25 protein-coding genes are annotated in these 24411 nt (G+C 73.2%); 19 read left to right on the plus strand and 6 right to left on the minus strand.

The window, feature by feature from the left end; translation table 11 throughout:
- Positions 1 to 52 precede the first annotated feature (52 nt).
- Complete coding sequence (locus tag ABT160_RS13410) at positions 53 to 1018, plus strand: GlxA family transcriptional regulator (RefSeq protein ID WP_351647016.1); 966 nt, start codon at positions 53 to 55, stop codon at positions 1016 to 1018.
- Between the two features lie 122 nt (positions 1019 to 1140).
- A complete protein-coding gene (locus tag ABT160_RS13415) occupies positions 1141 to 1782 on the plus strand; it encodes a DJ-1/PfpI family protein (protein WP_351647017.1) in 642 nt (213 codons plus the stop codon).
- A gap of 19 nt (positions 1783 to 1801) precedes the next feature.
- Here the strand turns inward: ABT160_RS13415 and ABT160_RS13420 are convergent, their stop codons facing one another.
- On the minus strand, positions 1802 to 2539 hold the full coding sequence (locus tag ABT160_RS13420; RefSeq protein ID WP_351647018.1) for an enoyl-CoA hydratase/isomerase family protein: 738 nt from the start codon (positions 2537 to 2539) through the stop codon (positions 1802 to 1804).
- 65 nt (positions 2540 to 2604) lie between these two features.
- On the opposite strand from ABT160_RS13420, the gene ABT160_RS13425 reads away from it, so the two are divergent.
- On the plus strand, positions 2605 to 3300 hold the full coding sequence (locus tag ABT160_RS13425; RefSeq protein WP_351647020.1) for an HdeD family acid-resistance protein: 696 nt from the start codon (positions 2605 to 2607) through the stop codon (positions 3298 to 3300).
- 138 nt (positions 3301 to 3438) lie between these two features.
- On the plus strand, positions 3439 to 3924 hold the full coding sequence (locus ABT160_RS13430) for an ATP-binding protein (RefSeq protein WP_351647056.1): 486 nt from the start codon (positions 3439 to 3441) through the stop codon (positions 3922 to 3924).
- On the opposite strand, the gene idi is transcribed toward ABT160_RS13430, so the two are convergent.
- The 5 genes from idi to ABT160_RS13455 form a co-directional block, all read right to left on the minus strand.
- Positions 3890 to 4483 (minus strand): isopentenyl-diphosphate Delta-isomerase, encoded by a 594-nt coding sequence (idi, locus tag ABT160_RS13435; protein ID WP_351647021.1) that lies wholly within the window; start codon positions 4481 to 4483, stop codon positions 3890 to 3892. The genes ABT160_RS13430 and idi overlap by 35 nt on opposite strands.
- 123 nt (positions 4484 to 4606) lie before the next feature.
- Complete coding sequence (locus ABT160_RS13440) at positions 4607 to 5842, minus strand: GNAT family N-acetyltransferase (RefSeq protein ID WP_351647057.1); 1236 nt, start codon at positions 5840 to 5842, stop codon at positions 4607 to 4609.
- A 304-nt stretch (positions 5843 to 6146) separates the two neighbouring features.
- Positions 6147 to 7094, minus strand: coding sequence for a cation diffusion facilitator family transporter (locus tag ABT160_RS13445; RefSeq protein WP_351647022.1), 948 nt, complete (start codon positions 7092 to 7094; stop codon positions 6147 to 6149).
- A gap of 218 nt (positions 7095 to 7312) precedes the next feature.
- Positions 7313 to 8290 (minus strand): UDP-glucose 4-epimerase GalE, encoded by a 978-nt coding sequence (galE, locus tag ABT160_RS13450; protein ID WP_351647023.1) that lies wholly within the window; start codon positions 8288 to 8290, stop codon positions 7313 to 7315.
- Positions 8291 to 8428: 138 nt separating this feature from the next.
- Complete coding sequence (locus tag ABT160_RS13455; RefSeq protein WP_351647025.1) at positions 8429 to 8695, minus strand: hypothetical protein; 267 nt, start codon at positions 8693 to 8695, stop codon at positions 8429 to 8431.
- Between ABT160_RS13455 and ABT160_RS13460 the strand changes: the two genes are divergently transcribed.
- From ABT160_RS13460 to ABT160_RS13530, 15 genes are all read left to right on the plus strand, one after another.
- Positions 8576 to 10273, plus strand: coding sequence for a DUF5941 domain-containing protein (locus ABT160_RS13460; protein ID WP_351647058.1), 1698 nt, complete (start codon positions 8576 to 8578; stop codon positions 10271 to 10273). The genes ABT160_RS13455 and ABT160_RS13460 overlap by 120 nt on opposite strands.
- Entirely contained in the window at positions 10270 to 11007 is a 738-nt protein-coding gene (locus ABT160_RS13465) for a phosphocholine cytidylyltransferase family protein (RefSeq protein WP_351647026.1), read from the plus strand. Before ABT160_RS13460 ends, ABT160_RS13465 begins: the two co-directional genes overlap by 4 nt.
- Positions 10995 to 12056, plus strand: coding sequence for an iron-containing alcohol dehydrogenase family protein (locus tag ABT160_RS13470; protein WP_351647027.1), 1062 nt, complete (start codon positions 10995 to 10997; stop codon positions 12054 to 12056). Before ABT160_RS13465 ends, ABT160_RS13470 begins: the two co-directional genes overlap by 13 nt.
- Positions 12034 to 12813, plus strand: coding sequence for a CDP-alcohol phosphatidyltransferase family protein (locus tag ABT160_RS13475; protein WP_351647029.1), 780 nt, complete (start codon positions 12034 to 12036; stop codon positions 12811 to 12813). Before ABT160_RS13470 ends, ABT160_RS13475 begins: the two co-directional genes overlap by 23 nt.
- 5 nt (positions 12814 to 12818) lie before the next feature.
- Positions 12819 to 13697 carry a glycosyltransferase family 2 protein gene (locus ABT160_RS13480; protein WP_351647030.1) on the plus strand — a complete coding sequence of 293 codons (879 nt, stop codon included), beginning with the start codon at positions 12819 to 12821 and terminating at the stop codon, positions 13695 to 13697.
- A gap of 103 nt (positions 13698 to 13800) precedes the next feature.
- Positions 13801 to 14730, plus strand: coding sequence for an ABC transporter permease (locus ABT160_RS13485; protein ID WP_351647032.1), 930 nt, complete (start codon positions 13801 to 13803; stop codon positions 14728 to 14730).
- Entirely contained in the window at positions 14723 to 15511 is a 789-nt protein-coding gene (locus ABT160_RS13490; RefSeq protein ID WP_351647033.1) for an ABC transporter ATP-binding protein, read from the plus strand. Before ABT160_RS13485 ends, ABT160_RS13490 begins: the two co-directional genes overlap by 8 nt.
- 450 nt (positions 15512 to 15961) lie before the next feature.
- The gene (gene hpnC / locus ABT160_RS13495) at positions 15962 to 16858 is read left to right on the plus strand and encodes a squalene synthase HpnC (RefSeq protein ID WP_351647034.1); all 897 of its coding nucleotides are present in this window, start codon (positions 15962 to 15964) and stop codon (positions 16856 to 16858) included.
- Positions 16855 to 17805, plus strand: coding sequence for a presqualene diphosphate synthase HpnD (gene hpnD / locus ABT160_RS13500; protein WP_351647036.1), 951 nt, complete (start codon positions 16855 to 16857; stop codon positions 17803 to 17805). The genes hpnC and hpnD overlap by 4 nt, the downstream gene beginning before the upstream one ends.
- 100 nt (positions 17806 to 17905) lie before the next feature.
- A complete protein-coding gene (gene hpnE, locus ABT160_RS13505; RefSeq protein ID WP_351647037.1) occupies positions 17906 to 19294 on the plus strand; it encodes a hydroxysqualene dehydroxylase HpnE in 1389 nt (462 codons plus the stop codon).
- Positions 19291 to 20391, plus strand: a complete 1101-nt coding sequence (locus tag ABT160_RS13510; RefSeq protein ID WP_351647039.1) for a polyprenyl synthetase family protein — start codon at positions 19291 to 19293, stop codon at positions 20389 to 20391. Before hpnE ends, ABT160_RS13510 begins: the two co-directional genes overlap by 4 nt.
- A gap of 110 nt (positions 20392 to 20501) precedes the next feature.
- Positions 20502 to 22511, plus strand: coding sequence for a squalene--hopene cyclase (shc, locus tag ABT160_RS13515; RefSeq protein WP_351647040.1), 2010 nt, complete (start codon positions 20502 to 20504; stop codon positions 22509 to 22511).
- Entirely contained in the window at positions 22511 to 23164 is a 654-nt protein-coding gene (locus ABT160_RS13520) for a phosphorylase family protein (RefSeq protein ID WP_351647041.1), read from the plus strand. Before shc ends, ABT160_RS13520 begins: the two co-directional genes overlap by 1 nt.
- Before the next feature lie 5 nt (positions 23165 to 23169).
- Positions 23170 to 24192, plus strand: coding sequence for an adenosyl-hopene transferase HpnH (gene hpnH / locus ABT160_RS13525; RefSeq protein WP_351647043.1), 1023 nt, complete (start codon positions 23170 to 23172; stop codon positions 24190 to 24192).
- A gap of 4 nt (positions 24193 to 24196) precedes the next feature.
- A partial coding sequence (locus ABT160_RS13530; protein WP_351647044.1) for a flavodoxin-dependent (E)-4-hydroxy-3-methylbut-2-enyl-diphosphate synthase occupies positions 24197 to 24411 on the plus strand: 215 nt, incomplete at its 3' end.

Below are 24411 nucleotides of genomic sequence, written 5' to 3' on the forward strand. Positions count from 1 at the left end.
AGGTGGGGGATTCGTCATTGCTGCCACGGCGGCGCCACCCGAGGATGGGGGCATGACGAAGCGCACGGTCCTCGTCGTCCTCTTCGACGGCGTGCAGAGCCTCGACGTCACCGGCCCGGTGGAGGTCTTCGCCGGGGCCGGCACCGCCCTCGGCGACCCGGACGCGTACCGGATCCGTACCGCCTCCCCGGGCGGCGCCCCGGTCCGCACCCACAGCGGGCTCACGCTGGTCCCCGACGGCCCCCTGGCGGACGCCCCGGTCCCGCACACGCTGCTGGTGCCGGGCGGGCACGGCACCCGGGCCGGGCAGCCCGAGGTCACCGGCTGGCTGCGCTGCCGCGCCCCGGCCGCCGAGCGGATCGTCTCGGTCTGCACGGGCGCCGAACTGCTCGCCGCCGCAGGGCTGCTGGACGGCCGCCGGGCCACCACCCACTGGGCCTACTGCGCGGACCTGGCCGCCCGCCACCCCGAGGTCCGCGTCGAGGCGGACCCGATCTTCGTGCGGGACGGCCGGATCTCGACCTCGGCCGGGGTGACCGCGGGGATCGACCTGGCGCTGGCCCTGGTCGAGGAGGACCACGGGCGCGAACTGGCCCTGCACATCGCCCGGCACCTGGTGGTGTTCCTGCGCCGCCCGGGCAACCAGGCCCAGTTCAGCGCCCAGCTGGCCACCCAGACCGCGACCCGCGAGCCACTGCGCGAGGTGCAGCGCTGGATCACCGAGCACCCCGGCGGCGACCTGTCCGTGGAGGCGCTGGCCGGGCGCGCCCGGCTCTCGCCGCGCCACTTCGCCCGGGCCTTCCACGCCGAGACCGGCACCACCCCGGGCCGCTACGTGGAGCGGGTCAGGCTCGAACACGCGCGGCGCCTGCTGGAGGACACCGCCCACGGCGTCCAGGAGGTCGCGCGCGCCGCGGGCTACGGCACCCCCGAGGCGATGCGCCGGGCCTTCGTCAAGGCGCTGGGCACGCCCCCGGCCGAGTACCGCCGCCGCTTCCACGCCCCGGCCGGCACCTGAGACGTACGCCGGAGCCGCGCCGCCTGCGCGGTGCACCCGAGTCCCCGACCACCCCGTACCCGACCACCCCGAACCCGACCACCCCGTACGAGACCACCCCGTACGAGACCAGGAGTCACGCCATGCAGATCGCCGTCCTGCTCTACGACCGCTTCACCGGCCTGGACGCCATCGGGCCCTACGAGCACCTGGGCCGGCTGCCCGGGGCCGAGACCGTGTTCGTCGCCGCCGAGGCCGGGCCGGTCCGCGGTGACCAGGGCAGCCTGGCCGTCGTCGCCGACCGCACCCTGGCCGAGGTGCCCCGCCCCGACCTGGTCCTGGTGCCCGGCGGCCCGGGCTCGCGCGAGGCGATGCGCGACGAGCGGATCCTCGACTGGGTGCGCACCGCGGACGCCACCAGCACCTGGACCACCTCCGTCTGCACCGGCTCGCTGGTGCTGGCCGCCGCCGGGCTGCTGCGCGGGCGGCGCGCCACCTCGCACTGGACGGTCCTCGAGGCGCTGGCGGAGTTCGGCGCGGAGCCCACCGGCGAGCGGGTGGTGTTCGACGGCAAGTACGTCACCGCCGCGGGCGTCTCCTCCGGCATCGACATGGCGCTGCACCTGCTGGGCCGCATCGAGGGCGACGCCTTCGCCCAGACCGTGCAGCTGCTGACCGAGTACGACCCGCAGCCGCCCTACGACGCGGGTTCGCCCGAGAAGGCCCCGGCCGAGATCGTGGCGTACTGGCGCGGTCAGGGCGCCGAGGAGCTGCTGCGGGGCTGACGCGGCGTCAACCTCCTCGTCACACCTCGTAGGTGAAGCGCGGGGCGCGGCGCTCCAGGAAGGCGGCGACCCCCTCCGCGGGGTCGCCGCTGGTCCGCGCCTGCTCCGCCCAGTGCTCGTCCCGGTCGGTGCGACCGGTCGCGAACTCCTTGGCCGCGGCCTGGCTGAGCAGTGAGCGGGAGGTGAGGATCCCGGTGAACTCGGCGACCCGCTTGTCCAGTTGGCCGGCCGGGAGCACCTCGTCCACCAGGCCCGTGCGCAGCGCCCGCTCGCTCTCGATCAACTCGCCGGAGAACAGGAGGTACTTGGCGGTCGCCGGGCCCACCAGGGAGACCAGGCGCCGGGTGGAGGAGGACGGGAAGACGATGCCGAGCTTGGCGGGGGTGATGCCGAAGCGGGTGCCCTCCTCGGCGAACCGCAGGTCGCAGGCGGCGGCGAGCTGGCAGCCGCCGCCCACGCAGTAGCCGCGCACGGCCGCGAGCGTCGGCTTGGGGAAGGCGGCGAGGGCCTCCTCGGCGCGGACCGAGAGGGCCTGCTGGTGGTCGCCGGGCTCGCGCAGCGTGGAGATGTCGGCGCCGGCGCAGAAGGTGTCCCCGGCACCGGTCAGCACCAGGGCCCGCACGCCCCGGTCCGCGGCCAGCTCCTGGAGGAGCCCGGGCAGCTCGCGCCACATGCCCGTCGTCATGGCGTTGCGCTTGGCGGGGTTGCTGATGACGACCGTGGCGACCGCGCCCACGACAGTGTGTTCCAACGGCATGCGCCGGATGCTATCCGGGCACCGGGAACTTACGATCGACTGGGGGGTGCCGCGAGGAGGCGCTGATGGCCGGTAACGCTCCCGATGCCGTACGGGAGGGCAAGAAGCTCAGCCGCAGTTTCGGCTGGCTCGCCCTGCTCGGCGCGATCCTGGTGCTGGGAGGCCTGGTGGGCCTCGTCTACACGGGTGTCGCCACGCTGACGTCGATGCTGCTCTTCGGCTGGCTGCTGCTGGTCGGCGGCCTGGTCGGCCTGCTGCACGCGGTGCAGTCGCGGGGCACCAACTACTTCTGGCTGGGCGTGGTGGTGGCGGCCCTGAACCTGGCGGCGGGCCTGGTGGTGATCCGCCATCCGGGTGGCACCGCCGAGGCCCTGACGATGTTCGCCGCGCTGCTGTTCCTCACCGGTGGCGTCTTCCGGCTGGTGGGCAGCGTGGTGGTGCGCGGGCCGCAGTTCGGCTGGACGCTCCTCCAGGGCGCCTTCGGCCTGCTGCTCGGCCTGCTGGTGCTCTTCGACTGGCCGCACAGCAGCCTGTACGTGCTGGGCTGCTTCTTCTCGCTCGCCCTGCTCTTCGACGGCCTCGGCCTGGTCGCGATCGGGGTGGGCGGGCGCCGGGTGGTCAGCATGGTCTCCGACCGGCTGATCCCGGCCGGGCCCGAGGAGCCCGCCGCCGTGCCGGACGCCCTGGCGAAGCCCTCGGCGGACGAGCGCCCCGAGCGGGACGGCGGGTCAGAACCGGAGCAGGACGCGTCACGTAGCTGACCGGTTGCGCCCGACCCGGTCGCAAAGCGTCGATACCCGCTGACTTCTGTTCAGTGGCCCGGTACGGACCAAGCGATTCCCAACACTCGGACCGTGGCGACAATCGAGCACATCGAGCGCGAGGGCGGGGGCCGGACCATGGAGAGCCGCGGTAGCGTTCCGGCCCGGCCGGCTCCGTACGAGGGGGTGTGGCGGTTCACCGCGCCCGCCGTCGACGTCTCCGTCCCCCAGGCCCGGCACGCGGTCAGGGACCTGCTGCGGCGCCAGGAGGTGCCGCTGCGCGACGAGGTCCTGCAGGGCCTGCTGGTGATCGTCTCCGAACTGGTGACGAACGCCGTCCGGCACGCGGCCCTGCTCTCCCCGCAGCTGGCCGTCGAGGTGGCGATCGGGGCGGAGTGGATCCGGGTCTCGGTGGAGGACGACCACCCCTACCGGCCCAAGGCCCTGGAGGCGGACTACGCCACCACGGGCGGCCGTGGCCTGCTGCTGGTCCGGGAGATCACCCGGGAGGAGGGCGGCGCCTGCGACGTCGAGCACACCGCGAGCGGCGGCAAGATCATCTGGGCCGCCCTGCCCCTGGCGGTCGCGGTCACCAGCCCCCGGCCGGGCCCGTCAGCTCCCTGATCGCGGGGCGCGCCGCGTCCAGCACGGTCATGAACCAGGCGGAGAACGGCGCCGTGGCGTGCCGCTCGGCCAGCTCGTCGGCGGTCACGAAGGCGGTGTCCTCGATCTCCTCCGGGTCCGGCCGCAGACCGGCCTGCACCAGGCCCACGAACAGGTGGTTGTACTCCTGCTCCACCAGGCCCGAGTCCGGGTCGGGGTGGTTGTAGCGCACGGTTCCGGCCTCCGCCATCAGCGACGGCGAGACGCCCAGCTCCTCGTGCGTGCGCCGGGCGGCCGCGGCGAACGGCGCCTCGTCGGGGTAGGGGTGCCCGCAGCAGGTGTTGGACCAGACGCCGGGGGAGTGGTACTTGCCCAGCGCGCGGCGCTGGAGCAGCAGCCGGCCCGCCTCGTCGAAGAGGAACACGGAGAACGCGCGGTGCAGCTGACCGGGGGCCTGGTGCGCCGCGAGCTTCTCCGCGGTGCCGATGGTGTTGCCGTCCTCGTCGACCAGTTCGAGCATGATCGCGGGCTGGGTTCCGTTCGACGCGCTGCTGGTCGCGGTCGCTGGTGTGGTCGGCATAACCATCCTTCGCATCGGTCCTCGGCCCTTCCGGGCCACCTCAGTCTGCCGTACAAAAGCGGCTTGTCCGCACTTCGCCCTCCCGGACGTGCGTCCGGGAGGGCGAAGCGTCGTGATCAGGCCTCAGACGCCGAAGGCCTCCGGGTAGTGGATCGTGCCCTGCGGAACAGGCCCGGAACCGTCGAGGACGAGAGCCATCATCGCCTCGTCCGGCACCTCGAAACCTGGCCGGATCCCGTACTGCGACGCCCGTACGAATCCGAACCTCGGGTAGTACTCCGGGTGCCCGAGCACCAGGACGACGCGCTCCTCGCCGCGCAGCCGGGCCGCGTCGAGCACCGCCCGGACCACCGCCTGGCCGGCCCCCGTGCCCTGCCGGGCCGGGTCGACGGCGCACGGGGCGAGCGCCAGCGCTGGCTCCCCGTCCACGTGGCAGCGGGTGACCAGCGCGTGGGCGACGACGGCTCCGGCCGCGTCCTCGGCGACGTACGACAGGCCCGGCACCCAGGCGGAGGGGTCGGCGCGCAGCGCGTCCACCAGGTCGGCCTCGCCCGGAGTGGGGAAGGCCGCCTCGTTGACGGCGCGCACCGCCGCGGCGTCGGCCGCGGTCTCGGGCCGGGTGCGCCAGCGCGGGTCCGCCGGGCGCAGGACGTGGCCCGTGTACCCGTACTCCGCACCGTGCTCGCGGCGGGCCGCCAGATCCGCGCGGGTGGCCCGGAGCGCCTCCGCCATGCCGGGCGCCGCCGGGTCGGCCACCGCGGCGCGCTCGGCCAGCGGGCCGTAGTAGGCGTCCCAGTCGCTGTCGGGCTGGGTGTACGTGCCGAGCACGTGGTAGCCGGCCGCGACGGCCGCCGCGCTGTTGGCGGCGGCGGTGCGCAGCGGGTAGCTCGGGTCCCAGAAGGCGCGGGCCCCGGCGCTCGGCTCGGCGACGGTCCACTCGCACTCGCTCAGCACGAGCGTCCCGCCGGGGGCGAGCAGCCGCTTCCACTCGCGCAGCGCGGTGTCGAAGCCGACGCAGTAGGCCGAGCCCTCGGCCCAGACGAGGTCGAAGGACCCGTCCTCGAACGGCAGGTCGCCCATGTCGGCGCGGACGGTACGGATCGAGCCCGCCAGCCCGCGCTCCTCGGCGGCGCGGTCCAGCTCGGCCAGGAACGGCTCGTGCAGGTCGACCGCGGTGACCTCGGCGCCGGCCTCCTCGGCGAGGAGCAGCGCGGCGCGGCCCGGGCCGCAGCCCAGGTCCAGGACGCGCGGACGCCCGGGGAGCGGTCCCGCCAGGGAGAGGAAGCGGCGCGTGGTGGCGTTCGAACCCGGGCTCTGCCGGGGCAGGCCGTGGTGCAGCGCCCAGAAGGCGTCGGTGATGTCGGTGACGGAGGTGGTGTCGGGGGTGTCAGTGGTGCTGGTGGTGTTCTCGTTGTCGGACAACGTGGGGAACCCTTGTCTGGGGAGGGCTCCCGGCCGACGGACCGCTGGGTCGGATCAGCGTCGGATCAGCCGGGAAGCCGGAAGCTGGGGGATGGACCGGGCACTGCGCGGGGCAGCGTTCACCGTGACCGTCATCAACCTCAGCTCCTCTCACCACGCGTGACACGCGCGTCCATGCACATTCCTGTCTCCGTACATTCCGACTGTAACAGGGGGCGGTGACAGGGCCCGGGGGCGGCGGTCAGTGGCAGACCTTCGCCTCGTGCACCGCGTGACCCCCGGGTTCCAGCTGGAACGTGCAGTGCTCCACGTCGAAGTGGTCGCCGAGGCAGCCCTGCAGCTCGTGCAGCATCTTCTCGTGGCCCGCGCCCTCCAGCGCGTCCTGGCGCACCACCACGTGCGCGGAGAGCACCGGCAGGCCGGAGGTGATCGTCCAGGCGTGCAGGTCGTGGACGTCCTCCACCCCGTCCAGGCCCAGGATGTGGGCCCGTACCTCCGCCATGTCCACGCCCTTGGGCGCCGACTCCAGGAGCACGTCGAGGGTCTCGCGCAGCAGCTTGACGGTCCGCGGCACGATCATCAGGCCGATCACCAGCGAGGCGATCGGGTCGGCCGCCTGCCAGCCGGTCAGCAGGATGACGCCCGCCGCGACCAGCACGGTCACCGAGCCCAGGGTGTCGGCGAGCACCTCCAGGTAGGCGCCGCGCACGTTCAGGCTCTCCCGCTGGCCGCGCATCAGCAGGCTCAGCGAGATCATGTTCGCCACCATGCCGACCAGCGCGAAGACGATGGTCAGGCCGCCCCGGGTGGCGGCGGGCTCGATGAACCGCTGCACCGCCTCGACGAGCACGTAGCCGCCCACGCCGAGCAGCAGCAGGCAGTTGGCGAGCGCGGCCAGGATCTCCGCCCTGGCCAGCCCGAAGGTGCGGTTGCCGGTGGCCGGGCGGTTGGCGAAGTGGATCGCCAGCAGCGCCATGCCGAGCCCGATCGCGTCGGTGGCCATGTGCGCCGCGTCCGCTATCAGCGCCAGCGAGTCCGAGACGAGCCCGCCGACGATCTCCACCACCATCACGGACACCGTGATGCCCAGCGCGATCCTCAGCCGGCCGCGGTACGCGGCGGCGGCCGTCCCGGTCGGCGCGGGGCCGCCGTGGTCGTGCCCGTGTCCGTGGTTGTGCCCAGCCCCCATCGGGACCCCTCCGCATCGTCGTTCCGATCGCTTGCGAGCGGCCAGTGAACTACGGGTGGGGGGTATCCGGCAACACGGTACTGAACACCGTTGTCATATGCCCTGACCTGCAGTTACGTCCGCAGGTCAGGGCAGTGGGACGAGCCGCGCGCACGCAGTGTGAAGAGCCCCGCGCGAGCGGTACGAGCACCGTGCACGGGATCCCCGGCGGGCGTCGCTCAGGACGCGTCGCCGTGGTGCAGCCGCCAGCCCTCCCAGGCTGATTCGACCATCTCGCGCACGCCTCGCGACGCGGTCCAGCCGAGGTCCTTGGACATCCGGTCCACCGCCGCGACGGCGCGCGCCGCGTCACCCGGGCGCCGCGCCTCGACGACCGGCTCGAGACCGCTGCCCGTCACCTCGTTCACCAGGTCCGCCAGCTCGCGCACCGAGACGCCCTCGCCGCGCCCGATGTTGACCGTCAGGTCCTCGCCCGGCGCCAGCTCCGCAAGACCGCGCGCCACCGCGTGGTGCGCCTCCGCCAGGTCCGCCACGTGGATGTAGTCGCGCACGCAGGTGCCGTCCGCGGTCGGGTAGTCGGCGCCGAAGATCCGCGGCGCCTCGCCCCGCTCGATGCGGTCGAAGAACATCGGGATGATGTTGAACACCCCGGTGTCCGCCAGCTCCGGGCGCGCCGCCCCCGCCACGTTGAAGTAGCGCAGGCAGGCCGTGGTCAGGCCGTGCGCCCGGCCGGTCGCCCGCACCAGCCACTCGCCGGCCAGCTTCGTCTCGCCGTACGGGTTGATCGGCAGCGTCGGGGCGTCCTCCGAGATGAGCTCCGCGTCCGGCACCCCGTACACCGCGGCCGACGAGGAGAACAGGAAGCTGCGCACGCCCGCCGCGACCACGGCCTCGAGCAGCACGGTCAGCCCGTGCACGTTCTCGCGGTAGTAGTACAGGGGACGCTCCACCGACTCCCCGACCTGCTTCTTCGCCGCGAGGTGCACCACACCGGTCACGCCGTGCTCCGTGAGCACGCGGTCCAGCAGGGCGCGGTCCGAGACCGCCCCGCGGACCAGGGCCACCGAGGCGGGCAGCCGCGCGGCCACGCCGGACGTTATGTCGTCGAGCACCACGACGGACTCGCCCGCCTCGTCCATGGCCCGGGCCACGTGGGCTCCGATGTATCCCGCTCCACCAGTGATCAGCCAAGTCATGAAACAACCCTAGGTCCTGTCGTACGTGCTCAGGACCGCGGTTTGTGGGCGCGGGTCCCGATCCCCGATGATGATCTCGGCGCGGCCGCCCCGAACGGGCCGCGCGCACCGGAAACCGCGGTGAACTCGCACTTCCGGTCATCCGATAGCCTCTGCCGACGTGCCGCCGCCCGTGCACCGGGCCGTGCCGCCGCGCGCCGCCCTGTCAGCTCCAAGGAGTGAGTCCGTCTGTCGACCGCCATCCTCACCGGTCCGCCGGTACCCGGATCGTCGCTCGAGGGCGATCTGCGGTCGCTGGGCTTCGACGTCCGCGTCGCCCCGGGACCCGGTGACACCGCCGCCCTGCTCGCCGCCGTACCGGCCGACCGGCGCGTCGCCGTCGTCGACCCCCGCTTCGTCGGCCACGTCCACTCCCTGCGGCTCGGCCTGACCGACCCGCGCTTCCCCGCCGCCGCCGTGCCCGGCGCGCTCACCGCGCAGCCCGCGGCCCGGGCCGCGCTGGCCCGCGCCGTCGCCGGGGCGCCGACCCCCGACGCCGCCGCCGACGCCCTGGACGCCGACGGCACCGCCGTGCACCGCCCGGAGCTCGGCTCGCTCGTCGCGGCCGTGCCCGACGACCCGCAGAGCCGCAAGGAGACCCGGGACGCGGTCGAGGCCGTGGACGACGAGGCCGTACGGCTGAAGTCGGCGGTCAAGGCCCGCGACGGGTTCTTCACCACCTTCTGCATCAGCCCCTACTCGCGCTACCTCGCCCGCTGGTGCGCGCGCCGGGGCCTGACCCCCAACCAGGTCACCACCGCCTCGCTGGTCACCGCGCTGGTCGCGGCCGGCTGCGCGGCCACCGGCACCCGCGGCGGCTACGTCGCGGCCGGGCTGCTGCTGCTGTTCTCCTTCGTACTGGACTGCGCCGACGGCCAGCTGGCCCGCTACTCGCTCCAGTACTCCACGCTCGGTGCCTGGCTGGACGCCACCTTCGACCGGGCCAAGGAGTACGCGTACTACGCGGGCCTGGCCCTCGGCGCGATCCGCGGCGGCGACGACGTCTGGGCGCTCGCGCTGGGCGCGATGGTCCTGCAGACCTGCCGGCACGTCGTGGACTTCTCCTTCAACGAGGCCAACCACGACGCCACCGCCAACACCAGCCCCACCGCCGCCCTCTCCGACAAGCTCGACGCCAAGGGCTGGACGGTGTGGGTCCGGCGGATGATCGTGCTGCCGATCGGCGAGCGCTGGGCCATGATCGCGGTCCTCACCGCGCTCACCACGCCCCGGATCGTCTTCTACGCGCTGCTCGTCGGCTGCGCCTTCGCCGCCTGCTACACCACCGCCGGGCGGCTGCTGCGCTCGGTGACCCGCCGGGCCCGGCGCACCGACCGCGCCGCCCAGGCGCTGGCCGACCTCGCCGACAGCGGCCCGCTCGCCCAGGGCGTGGCGCGCGCCGTCCGCAAGGGGTGGAGCGCCCCCGTGCTCGCCGTCATCGGCGCCGCCGCGCTGCTCGGCACGGTCCTCAGCGCCCCCTACGGCTCCTGGGGCGTCGTGGCGCTCGCCGCCTTCTACGCGCTGTTCTCCGGCCTCGCCGTCGCCGCGCCCCTCAAGGGCGCCCTGGACTGGCTGGTGCCGCCGGTCTTCCGCGCCGCCGAGTACCTCACCGTCCTGGTGCTCGCCGCGCGCGCCGACGCCCCGCACGCGCTGCCCGCGGCCTTCGGGCTGGTCGCCGCGGTCGCCTACCATCACTACGACACGGTGTACCGCATCCGCGGCGGCACCGGCGCCCCGCCCGCGTGGCTGGTGCGCACGATCGGGGGGCACGAGGGCCGCACGCTCGCCGTCGCGATCCTCGCCGCCGTCCTGTCGCCGGCGGGCTTCACCCTCGCGCTCACCGTCCTCGCGGTGGCGATCGCCCTCGTGGTGCTCGTGGAGTCCGTCCGCTTCTGGGTCTCCTCCGGAGCACCCGCCGTACACGACGAAGGAGAAGCAGCATGATCGGCCTCGTACTGGCAGCCGGTGCCGGACGGCGTCTTCGCCCCTACACCGACACGCTCCCCAAGGCCCTCGTGCCCGTGGACGGCGACACCACCGTGCTCGACCTCACGCTCGGCAACTTCGCCGAGGTCGGCCTGACCGAGGTCGCCGTCGTCGTCGGCTACCGCAAGGAGGCCGTGTACGCGCGCAAGGAGGAGCTGGAGGCCACGTACGGCGTCACGCTCACCCTGATCGACAACGACAAGGCCGAGGAGTGGAACAACGCCTACTCCCTGTGGTGCGCGCGCGAGGTCCTCAAGCAGGGCGTGATCCTCGCCAACGGCGACACCGTCCACCCGGTCTCCGTCGAGAAGACCCTGCTGGCCGCGCGCGGCCAGGGGCAGCGGATCATCCTCGCCCTCGACACGGTGAAGCGGCTCGCCGACGAGGAGATGAAGGTCATCACCGCCGAGGGCGGCGGCGTCAGCCGCATCACCAAGCTGATGGACCCGGCCACCGCCACCGGCGAGTACATCGGCGTCACCCTGATCGAGCCCGAGGCCGCCGAGGAGCTGGCCGACGCGCTGAAGGCCACCTTCGAGCGCGACCCCGACCTCTACTACGAGGACGGCTACCAGGAGCTCGTCAACCGCGGCTTCCCGATCGACGTGGCCCCCATCGGGGAGGTCGCGTGGGTCGAGATCGACAACCACGACGACCTCGCGAAGGGCCGTGAGATCGCGTGCCAGTACTGAGCAGGCTCATCCCGTCCCCGGTCGTCGTCGACATCTCGCGCGGCGCCCTGGACGACCTGGCCGGCCTCCTGGCCGACCAGCGGATCTCCTCCTCCGGCAAGCTCGCGATCGCCGTCAGCGGCGGCTCGGGCCGGGCGCTCAAGGAGCGGCTGGCCCCGGCGCTGCCCGGCGCGGACTGGTTCCCGGTGGCCGGCGGCACGATCGACGCGGCCGTCAAGCTCGCCGACGACATCAAGGGCAACCACTACGACGCCCTGGTCGGGCTCGGCGGCGGCAAGATCATCGACGTGGCCAAGTACGCCGCGGCGCGGGTCGGCGTGCCGATGGTCGCCGTCGCCACCAACCTGTCGCACGACGGCCTGTGCTCGCCGGTCGCCACGCTCGACAACGACAACGGGCGCGGCTCCTACGGCGTGCCCACCCCGATTGCGATGGTCATCGACCTCGACGTGGTGCGCGAGGCCCCGGCGACCTTCATCCGCTCCGGCGTGGGCGACGCCATCTCCAACATCTCCTGCGTCGCCGACTGGGAGCTCTCCCACCGGCTGACCGGCGAGAAGGTGGACGGCCTGGCCGCCGCGATGGCCCGCACCGCGGGCGAGTCGGTGCTGCACCACCCCGGCGGCGTCGGCGACGACGAGTTCCTGGTGGTCCTCGCCGAGGCGCTGGTGCTGACCGGCATCGCGATGTCCATCAGCGGCGACTCGCGGCCCGCCTCCGGCGGCTGCCACGAGATCAGCCACGCCTTCGACCTGCTCTACCCCACGCGGCGCGCCTCGCACGGCGAGCAGGTCGGCCTGGGCGCCGCCTTCGCCATGTTCCTGCGCGGCTCCCACGCCGACGCCGGGCTGTTCACCGAGGTGCTGCGCCGGCACGGCCTGCCGGTGCTGGCCGAGGAGATGGGCTTCACCGCGGACGAGTTCGTACGGGCGGTGGAGTTCGCGCCGCAGACCCGGCCCGGCCGGTTCACCATCCTCGAACACCTCGACCTCACCCACGACCAGATCAGGGACGCGTACGCCGACTATGCCAAGACCATCCGTAGCTGAACTCCGACCGGTCGTTCACCCCGCGGGTGTGAAGGACCGGCGCAGCGGAGAGCACTGGGGCGGCCGCCTGTACATGCGCGAGATCTCGCTGCGCATCACCCGTCTCCTGGTCACCACCAAGGTCACGCCCAACCAGCTGACCTACGTGATGACCGTGTGCGGCGTGCTCGCCGCCCCGGCGCTGCTGGTCCCGGGGATCTGGGGCGCCGTCCTCGGCGTCGTCGCCGTGCAGCTGTACCTGCTGCTCGACTGCGTCGACGGCGAGGTCGCCCGCTGGAAGAAGCAGTACTCGCTGGCCGGCGTCTACCTGGACCGGGTCGGCGCCTACCTGTGCGACGCGGCCGTCCTGGTCGGCTTCGGCCTGCGCGCCGCCGACCTGTGGGGCGGCGGGCGCGTGGACTGGCTGTGGGCCTTCCTGGGCACCCTGGCCGCGCTCGGCGCGATCCTGATCAAGGCCGAGACCGACCTGGTCGGCGTGGCCCGCCACCAGGCCGGGCTGCCCGTGGTCCAGGACGCGGCCGCCGTGCCGCGCTCCTCGGGCGTGGCGCTGGCCCGCCGGGCCGCCGCCGCGCTGAAGTTCCACCGGCTGGTCCTGGGCATCGAGGCGTCGCTGCTGATCCTGGTCCTGGCGGTGGTCGACCAGGTCCGCGGTGACCTGTACTTCTCGCGCCTGGGCGTGGCGGTGCTGGCCGGCATCGCGCTGCTGCAGACCCTGCTGCACCTGGTGTCCGTGCTCGCCTCCAGCAGGCTGAGGTGAGTGCGATGAAGCTCGGTGCCGTGATCATCACCATGGGCAACCGCCCCGACGACCTGCGCGCGCTGCTGCAGTCCGTGGCCAAGCAGGACGGCGACCCGGTCGAGGTCGTCGTGGTCGGCAACGGCGCCCCGGTCACCGGGGTGGACGACTTCCCCTTCGTACGGACCGTGGACCTGCCCGAGAACCTGGGCATCCCCGGCGGGCGCAACGTCGGCATCGAGGCCTTCGGGCCGGGCGGCACCGACGTGGACGCGCTGCTGTTCCTGGACGACGACGGGCTGCTGCCGAACAGCGACACCGCGGCGCTGGTGCGCGAGGCGTTCGCCGCCGACCCGCGGCTGGGGATCATCAGCTTCCGCATCGCCGACCCGGAGACCGGTGAGACGCAGCGCCGCCACGTGCCGCGGCTGCGGGCCTCCGACCCGATGCGCTCCTCGCGGGTGACGACCTTCCTGGGCGGCGCCAACGCGGTGCGCACGACGGTGCTCGCGCAGGTCGGCGGGTTGCCGGACGCGTTCTTCTACGCGCACGAGGAGACCGACCTGGCCTGGCGCGCGCTGGACGCGGGCTGGCTGATCGACTACCGCTCCGACATGGTGCTGTTCCACCCCACGACCCCGCCGTCGCGCCACGCCACCTACCACCACAACGTGGCCCGCAACCGGGTGTGGCTGGCCCGCCGCAACCTGCCCGCGCCCCTGGTCCCGGTGTACCTCGGGGTCTGGCTGCTGCTGACGCTGGCCCGGCGCCCCTCGGGCCCGGCGCTGAAGGCCTGGCTCTCCGGTTTCCGCGAGGGCTGGCGCACCCCCTGCGGTCCCCGCAGGCCCATGAAGTGGCGTACGGTATGGCGGCTGACGCGACTGGGCCGGCCTCCCGTCATCTGACGGTCCCGGACCCGCGACGCGACGGCCAGATCCACGGGGGAACCGGCCGCCACCTGCCCCGCGCCCAGACTGCCGCGCATCTTGAACACGAAAGTTTCAACTTGTGAGTGACACAACCCATGACGGAGCGATCGCGACGACCGCCCCGCCGTCCCCGGACGAGGGCCTGACGCCGGCGCAGCTGGCGGCCAAGTACGGGCTCGCGGTCAGCGGAGCCCGCCCCGGGCTCGCCGACTACGTCCGGCAGCTGTGGGGGCGCCGCCACTTCATCCTGGCGTTCTCCCAGGCGAAGCTGACGGCCCAGTACGCCCAGGCCAAGCTCGGCCAGCTGTGGCAGGTGGCCACGCCGCTGCTGAACGCCCTGGTGTACTACCTGATCTTCGGCCTGATCCTGAACGCCAGCCGGGGCATGGGCACGGACATCTACATCCCGTTCCTGGTGACGGGCGTGTTCGTGTTCACCTTCACCCAGAGCGCCGTGATGGCCGGCGTGCGGGCGATCTCCAGCAACCTCGGCCTGGTGCGCGCGCTGCACTTCCCGCGCGCCTCGCTGCCGATCTCGTTCACCCTCCAGCAGCTGCAGCAGCTGATGTTCTCGATGCTGGTGCTGTTCCTGATCGCCATCGGGTTCGGCCACTACCCGTCGCTCAGCTGGCTGCTGATCGTCCCGGCGCTGGCCCTGCAGTTCGTCTTCAACACCGGCCTGTCCATGATCATGGCCCGGCTCGGCGCGAAGACGCCGGACCTGGCGCAGCTGATGCCGTTCATCATGCGCACCTGGCTGTACGCGTCGGGCGTGATGTTCTCGATCCCGAAGATGCTGGCGGACAAGCCGGCCTGGATCACCGACGTCCTGATGTACAACCCGGCGGCCATCTACATGGACCTGATCCGGTACGCCCTGATCGACGGGTACGGCTCCGAGAACCTGCCGGCGCACGTGTGGCCGGCGGCCCTCGGCTGGGCGCTGTTCATCGGCGCGGCCGGCTTCGTGTACTTCTGGAAGGCAGAGGAACGGTACGGCCGTGGCTGACAAGGACAACGGCGGTCGCGTCCCGACCGTCATCGCGGACGACGTCCACATCGTCTACCGGGTGCACGGCGGCTCCGGCGGCAAGGGCAGCGCCACCGCCGCCCTGAGCCGGATCGTGCGCCGCGACAAGACCGGGGAGTCCCGGGGCGTGCGCAAGGTGCACGCGGTGCGGGGCGTCTCCTTCACCGCGTACAAGGGCGAGGCCATCGGCCTCATCGGCACCAACGGCTCCGGCAAGTCGACGCTGCTGCGCGCGATCGCCGGGCTGCTGCCCACCGAGAGCGGCCGGGTCTACACCGACGGCCAGCCGTCGCTGCTCGGCGTGAACGCGGCGCTGATGAACGACCTGACCGGCGAGCGCAACGTGATCCTGGGCGGTCTTGCCATGGGCATGTCGCGCGAGGAGATCCGCGAGCGCTACCAGGGGATCGTCGACTTCTCGGGCATCAACGAGAAGGGCGACTTCATCACCCTGCCGATGCGCACGTACTCCTCCGGCATGGCCGCGCGGCTGCGGTTCTCCATCGCCGCCGCCAAGGACCACGACGTGCTGATGATCGACGAGGCGCTGGCCACCGGCGACCGCCGCTTCGCGATCCGCTCCGAGGCGCGGATCCGCGAGCTGCGCCAGGAGGCCGGCACGGTCTTCCTGGTCAGCCACAGCAACAAGTCGATCAAGGACACCTGCAACCGCGTCCTCTGGCTGGAGAAGGGCGAGCTCCTGATGGACGGCCCCACGGACGAGGTCCTCAAGGCGTACGAGCGCGAGACCGGCAAGTAGGGCCGGTCCCGCCCGCCGGCGGCCCCGCCGGAGCACCCCGCTCCGGCGGGGCCGCCGCGTGTCCGGCCGGGCACGCGGCGTCAGCGGCGCGGGCGGGTCGCGTTCAGGCCATGGAATCGTCAAACGTGTGTCAAGTCCCGTGGCGGATGGGAAGGTTGGCCCGAATCGCGGCGTTGTCGTAATCCGCCGAACACCCCGACGCGTCGTCGCGCGTTGTACAACGTAAGCTGTACCGGTGCTGATTCGCGGCAAGTGGGGCGATACCCCCCTGGGCCACCCGCCGAGCCGGGCGGTCACCCCGCTGGATGGACCGGCGGCGTGTCCGAAATAGGATGTATTGGGTCGGCAGTGTAGAACGGGAGATGTGACGGCAATGACGGAAAATCTCCAGGTCCACGAAGGTTTCGCCGTCCCGGCGCCGGACGCAGCCCGGTGACAGGTACCCAACAGATGCGATCCGGCGACGCCACCGCGCGCGCGACCCTCGACAAGTCCGCCGACGAGAACTTCCCCGTCGCCCCCTTCTTCCTGCCGCGCGCCTGGCGCGGCGACCTGATGGCCGTGTACGGCTACGCCCGCCTGGTCGACGACATCGGCGACGGCGACCTCGCCCCCGGCGGCGCCGACGCCTGCCACCTGGGCGTGGACCCCGCCAGGAGCGACGACCGGCTGCTGATGCTCGACGCCTTCGAGGCGGACCTGGGGCGCGTCTTCGACGGCGAGCCCCGCCACCCGCTGCTGCGCGCCCTGCGCCCCACCGTCGAGCGCCACGCGCTGACCCCCGAGCCGTTCCTCGCCCTGATCGCGGCCAACCGGCAGGACCAGCTGGTGCGCCGGTACGCCAGCTACGACGAACTGCTCGCCTACTGCGAGCTGTCCGCCAACCCCGTCGGCCGCCTGGTCCTGTCGCTGACCGGCACCGCGAGCCCCGAGCGGATCCGCCGCTCCGACGCGGTCTGCACGGCCCTGCAGATCGTCGAACACCTCCAGGACGTCGCCGAGGACCTCGGCCGCGACCGCGTCTACCTGCCCGCCGAGGACCTGGAGCGCTTCCGGGTGTCCGAGGCGGACCTGGCCCGGCCGACCGGGGGCGCCTCGGTGCGCGCCCTGGTCGCGTACGAGGCCGAACGCGCCCGGGAGCTGCTGAATGAAGGCACCCCGCTGGTGGGTAGCGTCCACGGCAGGCTGCGGCTGCTGCTCGCCGGGTTCGTCGCCGGCGGCAACGCCGCCCTCGCCGCCGTGGCGGCGGCGGGCTTCGACGTCCTTCCCGGGCCGCCCAGACCCACCAAGTCACGGCTGACGCGCGAAGTGGGAGCCGTCTTGCGAAGAGCGCGTAGAGAGGGGTGAGCCGGACCGTGGAGGGACACACGCAGACGTCCGCGTCGGTACAGGCGGCGTACAGCTACTGCGAGGCCGTCACCGGACAGCAGGCCCGCAACTTCGCCTACGGGATCAGACTGCTGCCCACCGACAAGCGACAGGCGATGTCGGCGCTCTACGCCTTCTCGCGCCGCGTCGACGACATCGGTGACGGCACGCTGCACCCCGAGGCCAAGCTGGAGCGCCTGGAGGGGACCCGCGAGATCCTCGGCCGGGTCCGCCGCGGCGAGGTCGAGGACGACGACACCGACCCGGTGGCCGTCGCCCTCGCCGACACCGCGCGGCGCTTCCCGGTCCCGCTCGGCGGGCTCGACGAGCTGATCGACGGCGTCCTGATGGACGTGCGCGGCGAGACGTACGAGACCTGGGACGACCTGAAGCTGTACTGCCGGCGCGTCGCGGGCGCCATCGGGCGCCTCTCGCTCGGCGTGTTCGGCACCCAGCCCGGCGCCCAGGGCGTCGAGCGCGCCCCCGAGTACGCCGACACGCTGGGGCTCGCCCTCCAGCTCACCAACATCCTCAGGGACGTCCGCGAGGACGCCGGCAACGGCCGCACCTACCTGCCCGGCGACGACCTCGCCAAGTTCGGCTGCTCCGCCGGGTTCCACGGGCCGACCCCGCCGGCCGGCTCCGACTTCGCCGGACTCGTCCACTTCGAGGTGCGGCGCGCCCGCGCGCTGTTCGCCGAGGGCTACCGGCTGCTGCCCATGCTCGACCGGCGCAGCGGCGCCTGCGTCGCCGCCATGGCCGGCATCTACCGGCGCCTGCTCGACCGCATCGAGCGCGACCCCGAGGCCGTGCTGCGCGGCCGCGTCTCGCTGCCCGGACGCGAGAAGGCGTACGTCGCCGTCCGCGGGCTCTCCGGACTCGACACCCGGCACATCTCCCGCGCCGCCCTCAGGGGGCGCGCGTGAGGGGCCGCCGCTCCACGCCCCGGCCGCGTCGCGGCAACCGGTGCGCAACCCTCCGCTCCCGCCCCGCGTCCCAGACTGCGACAGTGCGAGGGGGGAGCGCATGACCGAGGACACCCTGCGCCCCGCCCCGCACGCCGTGGTCGTCGGCGCGGGCCTGGCCGGCGTCACCGCCGCGCTCGAACTCGCCGGCGCGGGCGTGCGCGTGACGCTGCTCGAAGGCCGCCCCCGCCTCGGCGGGCTCGCCTTCTCCTTCCGCCGCGGCGGACTCACCGTGGACAACGGCCAGCACGTCTACCTGCGCTGCTGCACCGCGTACCGCTGGTTCCTCGACCGCGTCGACGGGGCCGCGCTCGCGCCCGTGCAGAACCGTCTCGACGTGCCCGTCCTCGACGTGGCGCACCCCGCGGGGCCCCGGCTCGGACGGCTGCGCCGCACCGCGCTGCCGGTCCCGCTGCACCTCGCCGCCAGCCTCGCCACCTATCCGCACCTCTCGCTGGCCGAGCGCGCGAGCGTGGGCCGCGCCGCCCTCGCGCTGAAGGGCCTCGACCCGGCCGACCCGGCGCTGGACGAGGTCGACTTCGGCAGCTGGCTGGCCCGGCACGGCCAGTCGCCGCGCACCGTCGAGGCGCTGTGGGACCTGGTCGGCGTGGCCACCCTCAACGCCACCGCGCCGCACGCCTCGCTGGGCCTGGCCGCCATGGTCTTCAGGACCGGCCTCCTCTCCGAACCGGGCGCCGCCGACATCGGCTGGGCCCGCGTCCCGCTCGGCGAACTGCACGACACGCTCGCCCGCAAGGCCCTGGACGCCGCCGGGGTGCGCACCGAGCTGCGCACCCGCGTCACCCGCATCTCCCGTACGCACGAAGGACGTTGGGAGGTCGACGTGCCCGGCGAGCGGATCGGGGCCGACGCCGTGGTGCTCGCCGTGCCTCAGCGCGAGACCCACGACCTGCTGCCCGAGGGCGCCCTGGAGCACCCCGAGCGGCTGCTCGCCATCGACACCGCGCCCATCCTCAACGTCCACGTCCTGTACGACCGCAAGGTGCTGCGCCGCCCGTTCTTCACCGCGCTCGGCAGCCCCGTGCAGTGGGTCTTCGACCGCACCGAGGCCTCCGGGGCCACCGGGGGCCAGTACCTGGCGCTGTCGCAGTCCGCCGCCCAGGACGAGATCGACACGCCCGTGGCCGATCTGCGCGCCCGCTACCTGCCCGAGCTGGAGCGGCTGCTGCCCGCCGCGCGCGGCGCCGTGGTGCGGGACTTCTTCGTCACCCGGGAGCGGACAGCGACGTTCGCCCCCACCCCGGGGGTCGGCCGGCTCCGCCCGGCGGCGCCCACCCGCGCACCCGGCCTGTACCTGGCCGGCGCGTGGACCGCCACCGGCTGGCCCGCGACCATGGAGGGCGCCGTGCGCAGCGGATTCAGCGCCGCGGCCGCCGCCCTCACCGCCCTCGGCCGCCCCTACGTACATCCGCTGCAGGAGGCGGCATGAGCCCGAGTACTGGAACAAGAGGAGAGACCGTGCCGACTGTGCCCCCGGTGAACCCGGCCGTCGACACCGCCGAAGTGACCGCGCTCCTCGAGCGCGGACGGGCCCTGTCCACGCCGGTGCTGCGCGCCGCCGTCGACCGGCTCGCCGCTCCGATGGACACCGTGGCCGCCTACCACTTCGGCTGGATCGACGCCCAGGGCAACCCGGCCGACGGCGACGGCGGCAAGGCGGTGCGCCCGGCGCTCGCCCTGCTGTCGGCGGAGGCGGCGGGCGCGGCCCCCGAGGTCGGCGTGCCCGGCGCGGTCGCCGTGGAGCTCGTGCACAACTTCTCGTTGCTGCACGACGACCTGATGGACGGCGACGAGCAGCGGCGGCACCGCGACACGGTGTGGAAGGTGCACGGCCCGGCCCAGGCGATCCTGGTCGGCGACGCGCTGTTCGCGCTGGCCAACGAGCTGCTGCTGGAGATCGGCACCGTGGAGGCGGGCCGGGCCACGCGCCGGCTGACCACCGCGACCCGCAAGCTGATCGACGGTCAGGCCCAGGACATCTCCTACGAGCACCGCGAGCGGGTCACCGTCGAGGAGTGCCTGGAGATGGAGGGCAACAAGACCGGCGCCCTGCTGGCCTGCGCCGCCTCCATCGGCGCGGTGCTCGGCGGCGCCGACGACCGCACCGCCGACACCCTGGAGGCCTACGGCTACCACCTGGGCCTCGCCTTCCAGGCCGTCGACGACCTGCTCGGCATCTGGGGCGACCCGGAGTCCACCGGCAAGCAGACCTGGAGCGACCTGCGCCAGCGCAAGAAGTCCCTGCCGGTGGTCGCCGCGCTCGCCGCGGGCGGACCGGCCTCCGAGCGGCTCGGCGAGCTGCTCGCGGCCGACGCCAAGAGCAATGACTTCGAGAGCTTCTCGGAGGAGGAGTTCGCCACCCGCGCCGCGCTGATCGAGGAGGCCGGCGGGCGCGAGTGGACCGCGCAGGAGGCCCGGCGCCAGCACGCCGTCGCCCTGGAGGCGCTGGACCGCGTGGACATGCCCGGCCAGGTGCGGGCGCAGCTCGTCGCGCTCGCCGACTTCGTCGTCGTACGGAAGAGATGATCGCCATCGCCATATGACTCGCTAGTCGCCGGCCGGGGGACGCTCTTGGGGCCCCCGGCCGACGGCAGACCCGCATCAAGCAGCACCACGAACTGCGTGAAGGGGAAGCCATGACAGCGACGACCGACGGAAGCGCCGGGGCCGTGGAGCCCCGGGCGGCCTCGGCCAGCGACACCACCGGGAGCACCACCTCCGCCGCCCCCGCCGCGAGTGACGTCCGGGACGCCGCCGCGCGGGCGACCCGGGCCTCGGTCGAGTACCTGCTGGCCGGGCAGGACGCCGAGGGCTGGTGGAAGGGCGACCTGGAGACCAACGTCACCATGGACGCCGAGGACCTGCTGCTGCGCCAGTTCCTGGGCATCCTCGATCCGGCCACCACCGCGGCCGCCGCGCTCTTCATCCGCGGCGAGCAGCGCGAGGACGGCACCTGGGCCACCTTCTACGGCGGTCCCGGCGACCTCTCCGCCACCATCGAGGCGTACGTCGCGCTGCGGCTGGCCGGGGACGCCCCGGACGCCGCGCACATGGCGAGGGCCTCCGCGTGGATCCGGGCGCGCGGCGGGATCGCCGCCTCCCGGGTGTTCACCCGGATCTGGCTGGCCTTGTTCGGCTGGTGGAAGTGGGACGACCTGCCGGAGCTGCCGCCGGAGCTGATCTTCCTGCCCAAGTGGTTCCCGCTGAACATCTACGACTTCGGCTGCTGGGCCCGGCAGACGATCGTGCCGCTCACGGTGGTCTCCGCGCACCGGCCGGTGCGGCCCGCGCCGTTCGCGCTGGACGAGCTGCACGCCGACGCCCGTACCCCCAATCCGGTCAAGCCCCTTGCCCCGGCCGCCAGTTGGGAGGGCTTCTTCCAGCGGCTCGACAAGGCGCTGCATGCCTACCACCGGGTCGCGCCGCGCCGGCTGCGCAGGGCGGCGATGGACTCGGCGGCCCGCTGGATCATCGAGCGGCAGGAGAACGACGGCTGCTGGGGCGGCATCCAGCCGCCCGCCGTGTACTCGGTGATCGCCCTGCACCTGCTCGGCTACGACCTGGACCACCCGGTGATGCGCGCCGGGATCGCCTCGCTGGACCGTTTCGCCATCCACCGCGAGGACGGCGCCCGGATGATCGAGGCGTGCCAGTCGCCGGTCTGGGACACCTGCCTGGCCACCATCGCGCTCGCCGACGCGGGCCTGGCCCCGGACCACCCGGCGCTGGTGAAGGCCGCCGACTGGATGCTGGGCGAGGAGATCGTCCGGCGCGGCGACTGGGCGGTGCGCAAGCCCCAACTGGCGCCGGGCGGCTGGGCGTTCGAGTTCCACAACGACACCTACCCGGACATCGACGACACCGCCGAGGTGATCCTCGCGCTGCGCCGGGTGCGCCACCCCGACCAGACCAGGGTGGACGCCGCGATCGCGCGCGGCGCCCGCTGGAACCTGGGCATGCAGTCGAAGAACGGCGCCTGGGGCGCCTTCGACGCCGACAACACCAGCGCCTTCCCCAACCGGCTGCCGTTCTGCGACTTCGGCGAGGTCATCGACCCGCCGTCGGCCGACGTCACGGCGCACGTGGTGGAGATGCTGGCCTGGGAGGGCAAGGCCCACCACCCGCGCACCCGGCGGGGCGTGGAGTGGCTGCTGGCCGAACAGGAGGCGTCCGGCGCCTGGTTCGGCCGCTGGGGCGTCAACTACGTGTACGGAACGGGCTCCGTGGTCCCGGCGCTGACCGCGGCCGGCCTCTCCACTGGGCACCCGGCGATCCGCCGGGCGGTGGCCTGGCTGGAGTCGGTGCAGAACGACGACGGCGGCTGGGGCGAGGACCTGCGCTCCTACCGCGAGCAGAGGTGGGTCGGGCAGGGCGCCTCCACCGCCTCGCAGACCGCGTGGGCGCTGCTCGCCCTGCTCGCGGCGGGGGAGCGGGACTCCAAGGCGACCGAGCGCGGGGTGGCCTGGCTGGCCGAGACCCAGCGCGAGGACGGCTCCTGGGACGAGCCGTACTTCACCGGCACCGGCTTCCCCTGGGACTTCACCATCAACTACCACCTCTACCGGCAGGTCTTCCCGCTCACCGCGCTCGGCCGCTACGTGCACGGCGAGCCCGGGCCCGGCGGGCGCAGGGGCGGGGAGGGCTGATGGGCGAAGGCCCGGAGCCGGCCGGCTCCACCGCGCCGCTGCTGGTCGCCTGCGCGCTCGGCATCGAGCGGTTCGCGCTGCGCGGCGGCGACCGCGGCGGCGCCGCGGGAGAGGTCCGCGTGCTGCGTACGGGCATGGGCCCCCGGCACGCCGAGCGGGCGGTCGCGCGGGCGCTGGCCGGGCCGCGGCTGCGCGACGCGGCCGTCATCGCGTCCGGCTTCTGCGCGGGTCTGGCCCCGGGGATGCACCCGGGCGACCTGGTGGTGGCCGACGAGACCAGGGGCCCGGGCGGCACCACCGCCTGCGAGGGCACCGAGCTCCTGGTCAAGGAGCTGGCCCGGGCGCTGCCCGGGCGCACCGTCCACACCGGACCGCTGACCGGGTCCGACCACGTGGTGCGCGGGCCCGAGCGGGCCGCGCTGCGCGCCACCGGGGCGATCGCGGTGGACATGGAGTCCGCCGCGACGCTGCTCACGGCGCTCGCCGCGGGGCCGCGTCCGGTTGCCGCCGTCCGAGTGGTCGTGGACGCTCCCGAGCACGAACTCGTCCGTATCGGCACGGTGCGCGGTGGAATATCTGCCTTCCGTGTTCTTCGTGCCGTACTTCCCGCTTTTTTCGAATGGCACCGTTCTTTGCTGCTCCCCAGGAGGTGAGCCGTATGGCCATGCCGCTCCGTCAGACCATCCGGGTCGGGACCTATCTCTTCGAACAAAAGCTCCGCAAGCGCGAGAAGTTCCCGCTCATCGTGGAGCTGGAACCGTTGTTCGCGTGCAACCTGAAGTGCGAGGGCTGCGGCAAGATCCAGCACCCCGCGGGGGTGCTCAAGCAGCGCATGCCGGTCGCCCAGGCGGTCGGCGCGGTCCTCGAGTCCGGCGCGCCGATGGTCTCCATCGCCGGCGGAGAGCCGCTGATGCACCCTCAGATCGACGAGATTGTCCGGCAGTTGGTGGCGAAGAGGAAGTACGTCTTCCTCTGCACCAACGCCATGCTACTGCGCAAGAAGATCGAGAAGTTCACGCCGTCGCCGTACTTCGCGTTCGCCGTGCACATCGACGGGCTGCGCGAGCGGCACGACGAGTCGGTCGCCAAGGAGGGCGTCTTCGACGAGGCGGTGGAGGCGATCAAGGAGGCCAAGCGGCGCGGCTTCCGGGTCACCACCAACTCCACCTTCTTCAACACCGACACCCCGCAGACCATCATCGAGGTGCTCAACTTCCTCAACGACGACCTCGAGGTCGACGAGATGATGATCTCGCCCGCGTACGCCTACGAGAAGGCGCCCGACCAGGAGCACTTCCTGGGCGTGGAGCAGACCCGTGAGCTCTTCAAGAAGGCCTTCGCGGGCGGCAACAGGCGGCGCTGGCGGCTCAACCACTCGCCGCTCTTCCTGGACTTCCTGGAGGGCAGGGCCGACTTCGACTGCACCGCGTGGGCGATCCCGAACTACTCGCTCTTCGGCTGGCAGCGGCCCTGCTACCTGATGAGCGACGGGTACGTGCCCACCTACCGCGAGCTGATCGAGAAGACCGACTGGGACAAGTACGGCCGGGGCAAGGACCCGCGCTGCGCCAACTGCATGGCGCACTGCGGCTACGAGCCCACCGCCGTCCTGGCCACCATGGGCTCCCTCAAGGAGTCCCTGCGGGCCGCCCGCGAGACCGTCGCGGGAAACCGCGGGTGACGTGATGCCGGCCGAGCCCGTGCCACTGGGGCTGCCCGAGCCGCCGGCCCGGCCGATCGCGATGCGCCGCACCTCGCGGCGCATCGAGGTCGGCACGGTGCCGGTCGGCGGGGGAGCGCCCGTATCGGTGCAGTCGATGACCACGACCCGTACGTCGGACATCGGCGCGACGCTGCAGCAGATCGCCGAGCTGACCGCGTCGGGCTGCCAGATCGTGCG

This window comes from Streptomyces sp. NPDC001941 (assembly GCF_040296945.1).
In the GTDB taxonomy this organism is placed as follows: Bacteria; Actinomycetota; Actinomycetes; order Streptomycetales; family Streptomycetaceae; genus Streptomyces.

Bases quoted from the DNA above. Each gene is read 5' to 3' on its own strand.
- hpnE (WP_351647037.1), top strand. From the start codon at position 17,906: ATGACCGAGGACACCCTGCGCCCCGCCCCGCACGCCGTGGTCGTCGGC.
- hpnC (WP_351647034.1), top strand. From the start codon at position 15,962: ATGCGATCCGGCGACGCCACCGCGCGCGCGACCCTCGACAAGTCCGCC.
- idi (WP_351647021.1), bottom strand. From the start codon at position 4,483: ATGCCGACCACACCAGCGACCGCGACCAGCAGCGCGTCGAACGGAACC.
- ABT160_RS13420 (WP_351647018.1), bottom strand. From the start codon at position 2,539: ATGCCGTTGGAACACACTGTCGTGGGCGCGGTCGCCACGGTCGTCATC.
- ABT160_RS13475 (WP_351647029.1), top strand. From the start codon at position 12,034: ATGCCAAGACCATCCGTAGCTGAACTCCGACCGGTCGTTCACCCCGCG.
- hpnH (WP_351647043.1), top strand. From the start codon at position 23,170: ATGGCCATGCCGCTCCGTCAGACCATCCGGGTCGGGACCTATCTCTTC.
- galE (WP_351647023.1), bottom strand. From the start codon at position 8,290: ATGACTTGGCTGATCACTGGTGGAGCGGGATACATCGGAGCCCACGTG.
- ABT160_RS13480 (WP_351647030.1), top strand. From the start codon at position 12,819: ATGAAGCTCGGTGCCGTGATCATCACCATGGGCAACCGCCCCGACGAC.
- ABT160_RS13410 (WP_351647016.1), top strand. From the start codon at position 53: ATGACGAAGCGCACGGTCCTCGTCGTCCTCTTCGACGGCGTGCAGAGC.
- ABT160_RS13415 (WP_351647017.1), top strand. From the start codon at position 1,141: ATGCAGATCGCCGTCCTGCTCTACGACCGCTTCACCGGCCTGGACGCC.
- ABT160_RS13430 (WP_351647056.1), top strand. From the start codon at position 3,439: ATGGAGAGCCGCGGTAGCGTTCCGGCCCGGCCGGCTCCGTACGAGGGG.
- ABT160_RS13520 (WP_351647041.1), top strand. From the start codon at position 22,511: ATGGGCGAAGGCCCGGAGCCGGCCGGCTCCACCGCGCCGCTGCTGGTC.
- ABT160_RS13445 (WP_351647022.1), bottom strand. From the start codon at position 7,094: ATGGGGGCTGGGCACAACCACGGACACGGGCACGACCACGGCGGCCCC.
- ABT160_RS13510 (WP_351647039.1), top strand. From the start codon at position 19,291: ATGAGCCCGAGTACTGGAACAAGAGGAGAGACCGTGCCGACTGTGCCC.
- ABT160_RS13425 (WP_351647020.1), top strand. From the start codon at position 2,605: ATGGCCGGTAACGCTCCCGATGCCGTACGGGAGGGCAAGAAGCTCAGC.
- ABT160_RS13465 (WP_351647026.1), top strand. From the start codon at position 10,270: ATGATCGGCCTCGTACTGGCAGCCGGTGCCGGACGGCGTCTTCGCCCC.
- shc (WP_351647040.1), top strand. From the start codon at position 20,502: ATGACAGCGACGACCGACGGAAGCGCCGGGGCCGTGGAGCCCCGGGCG.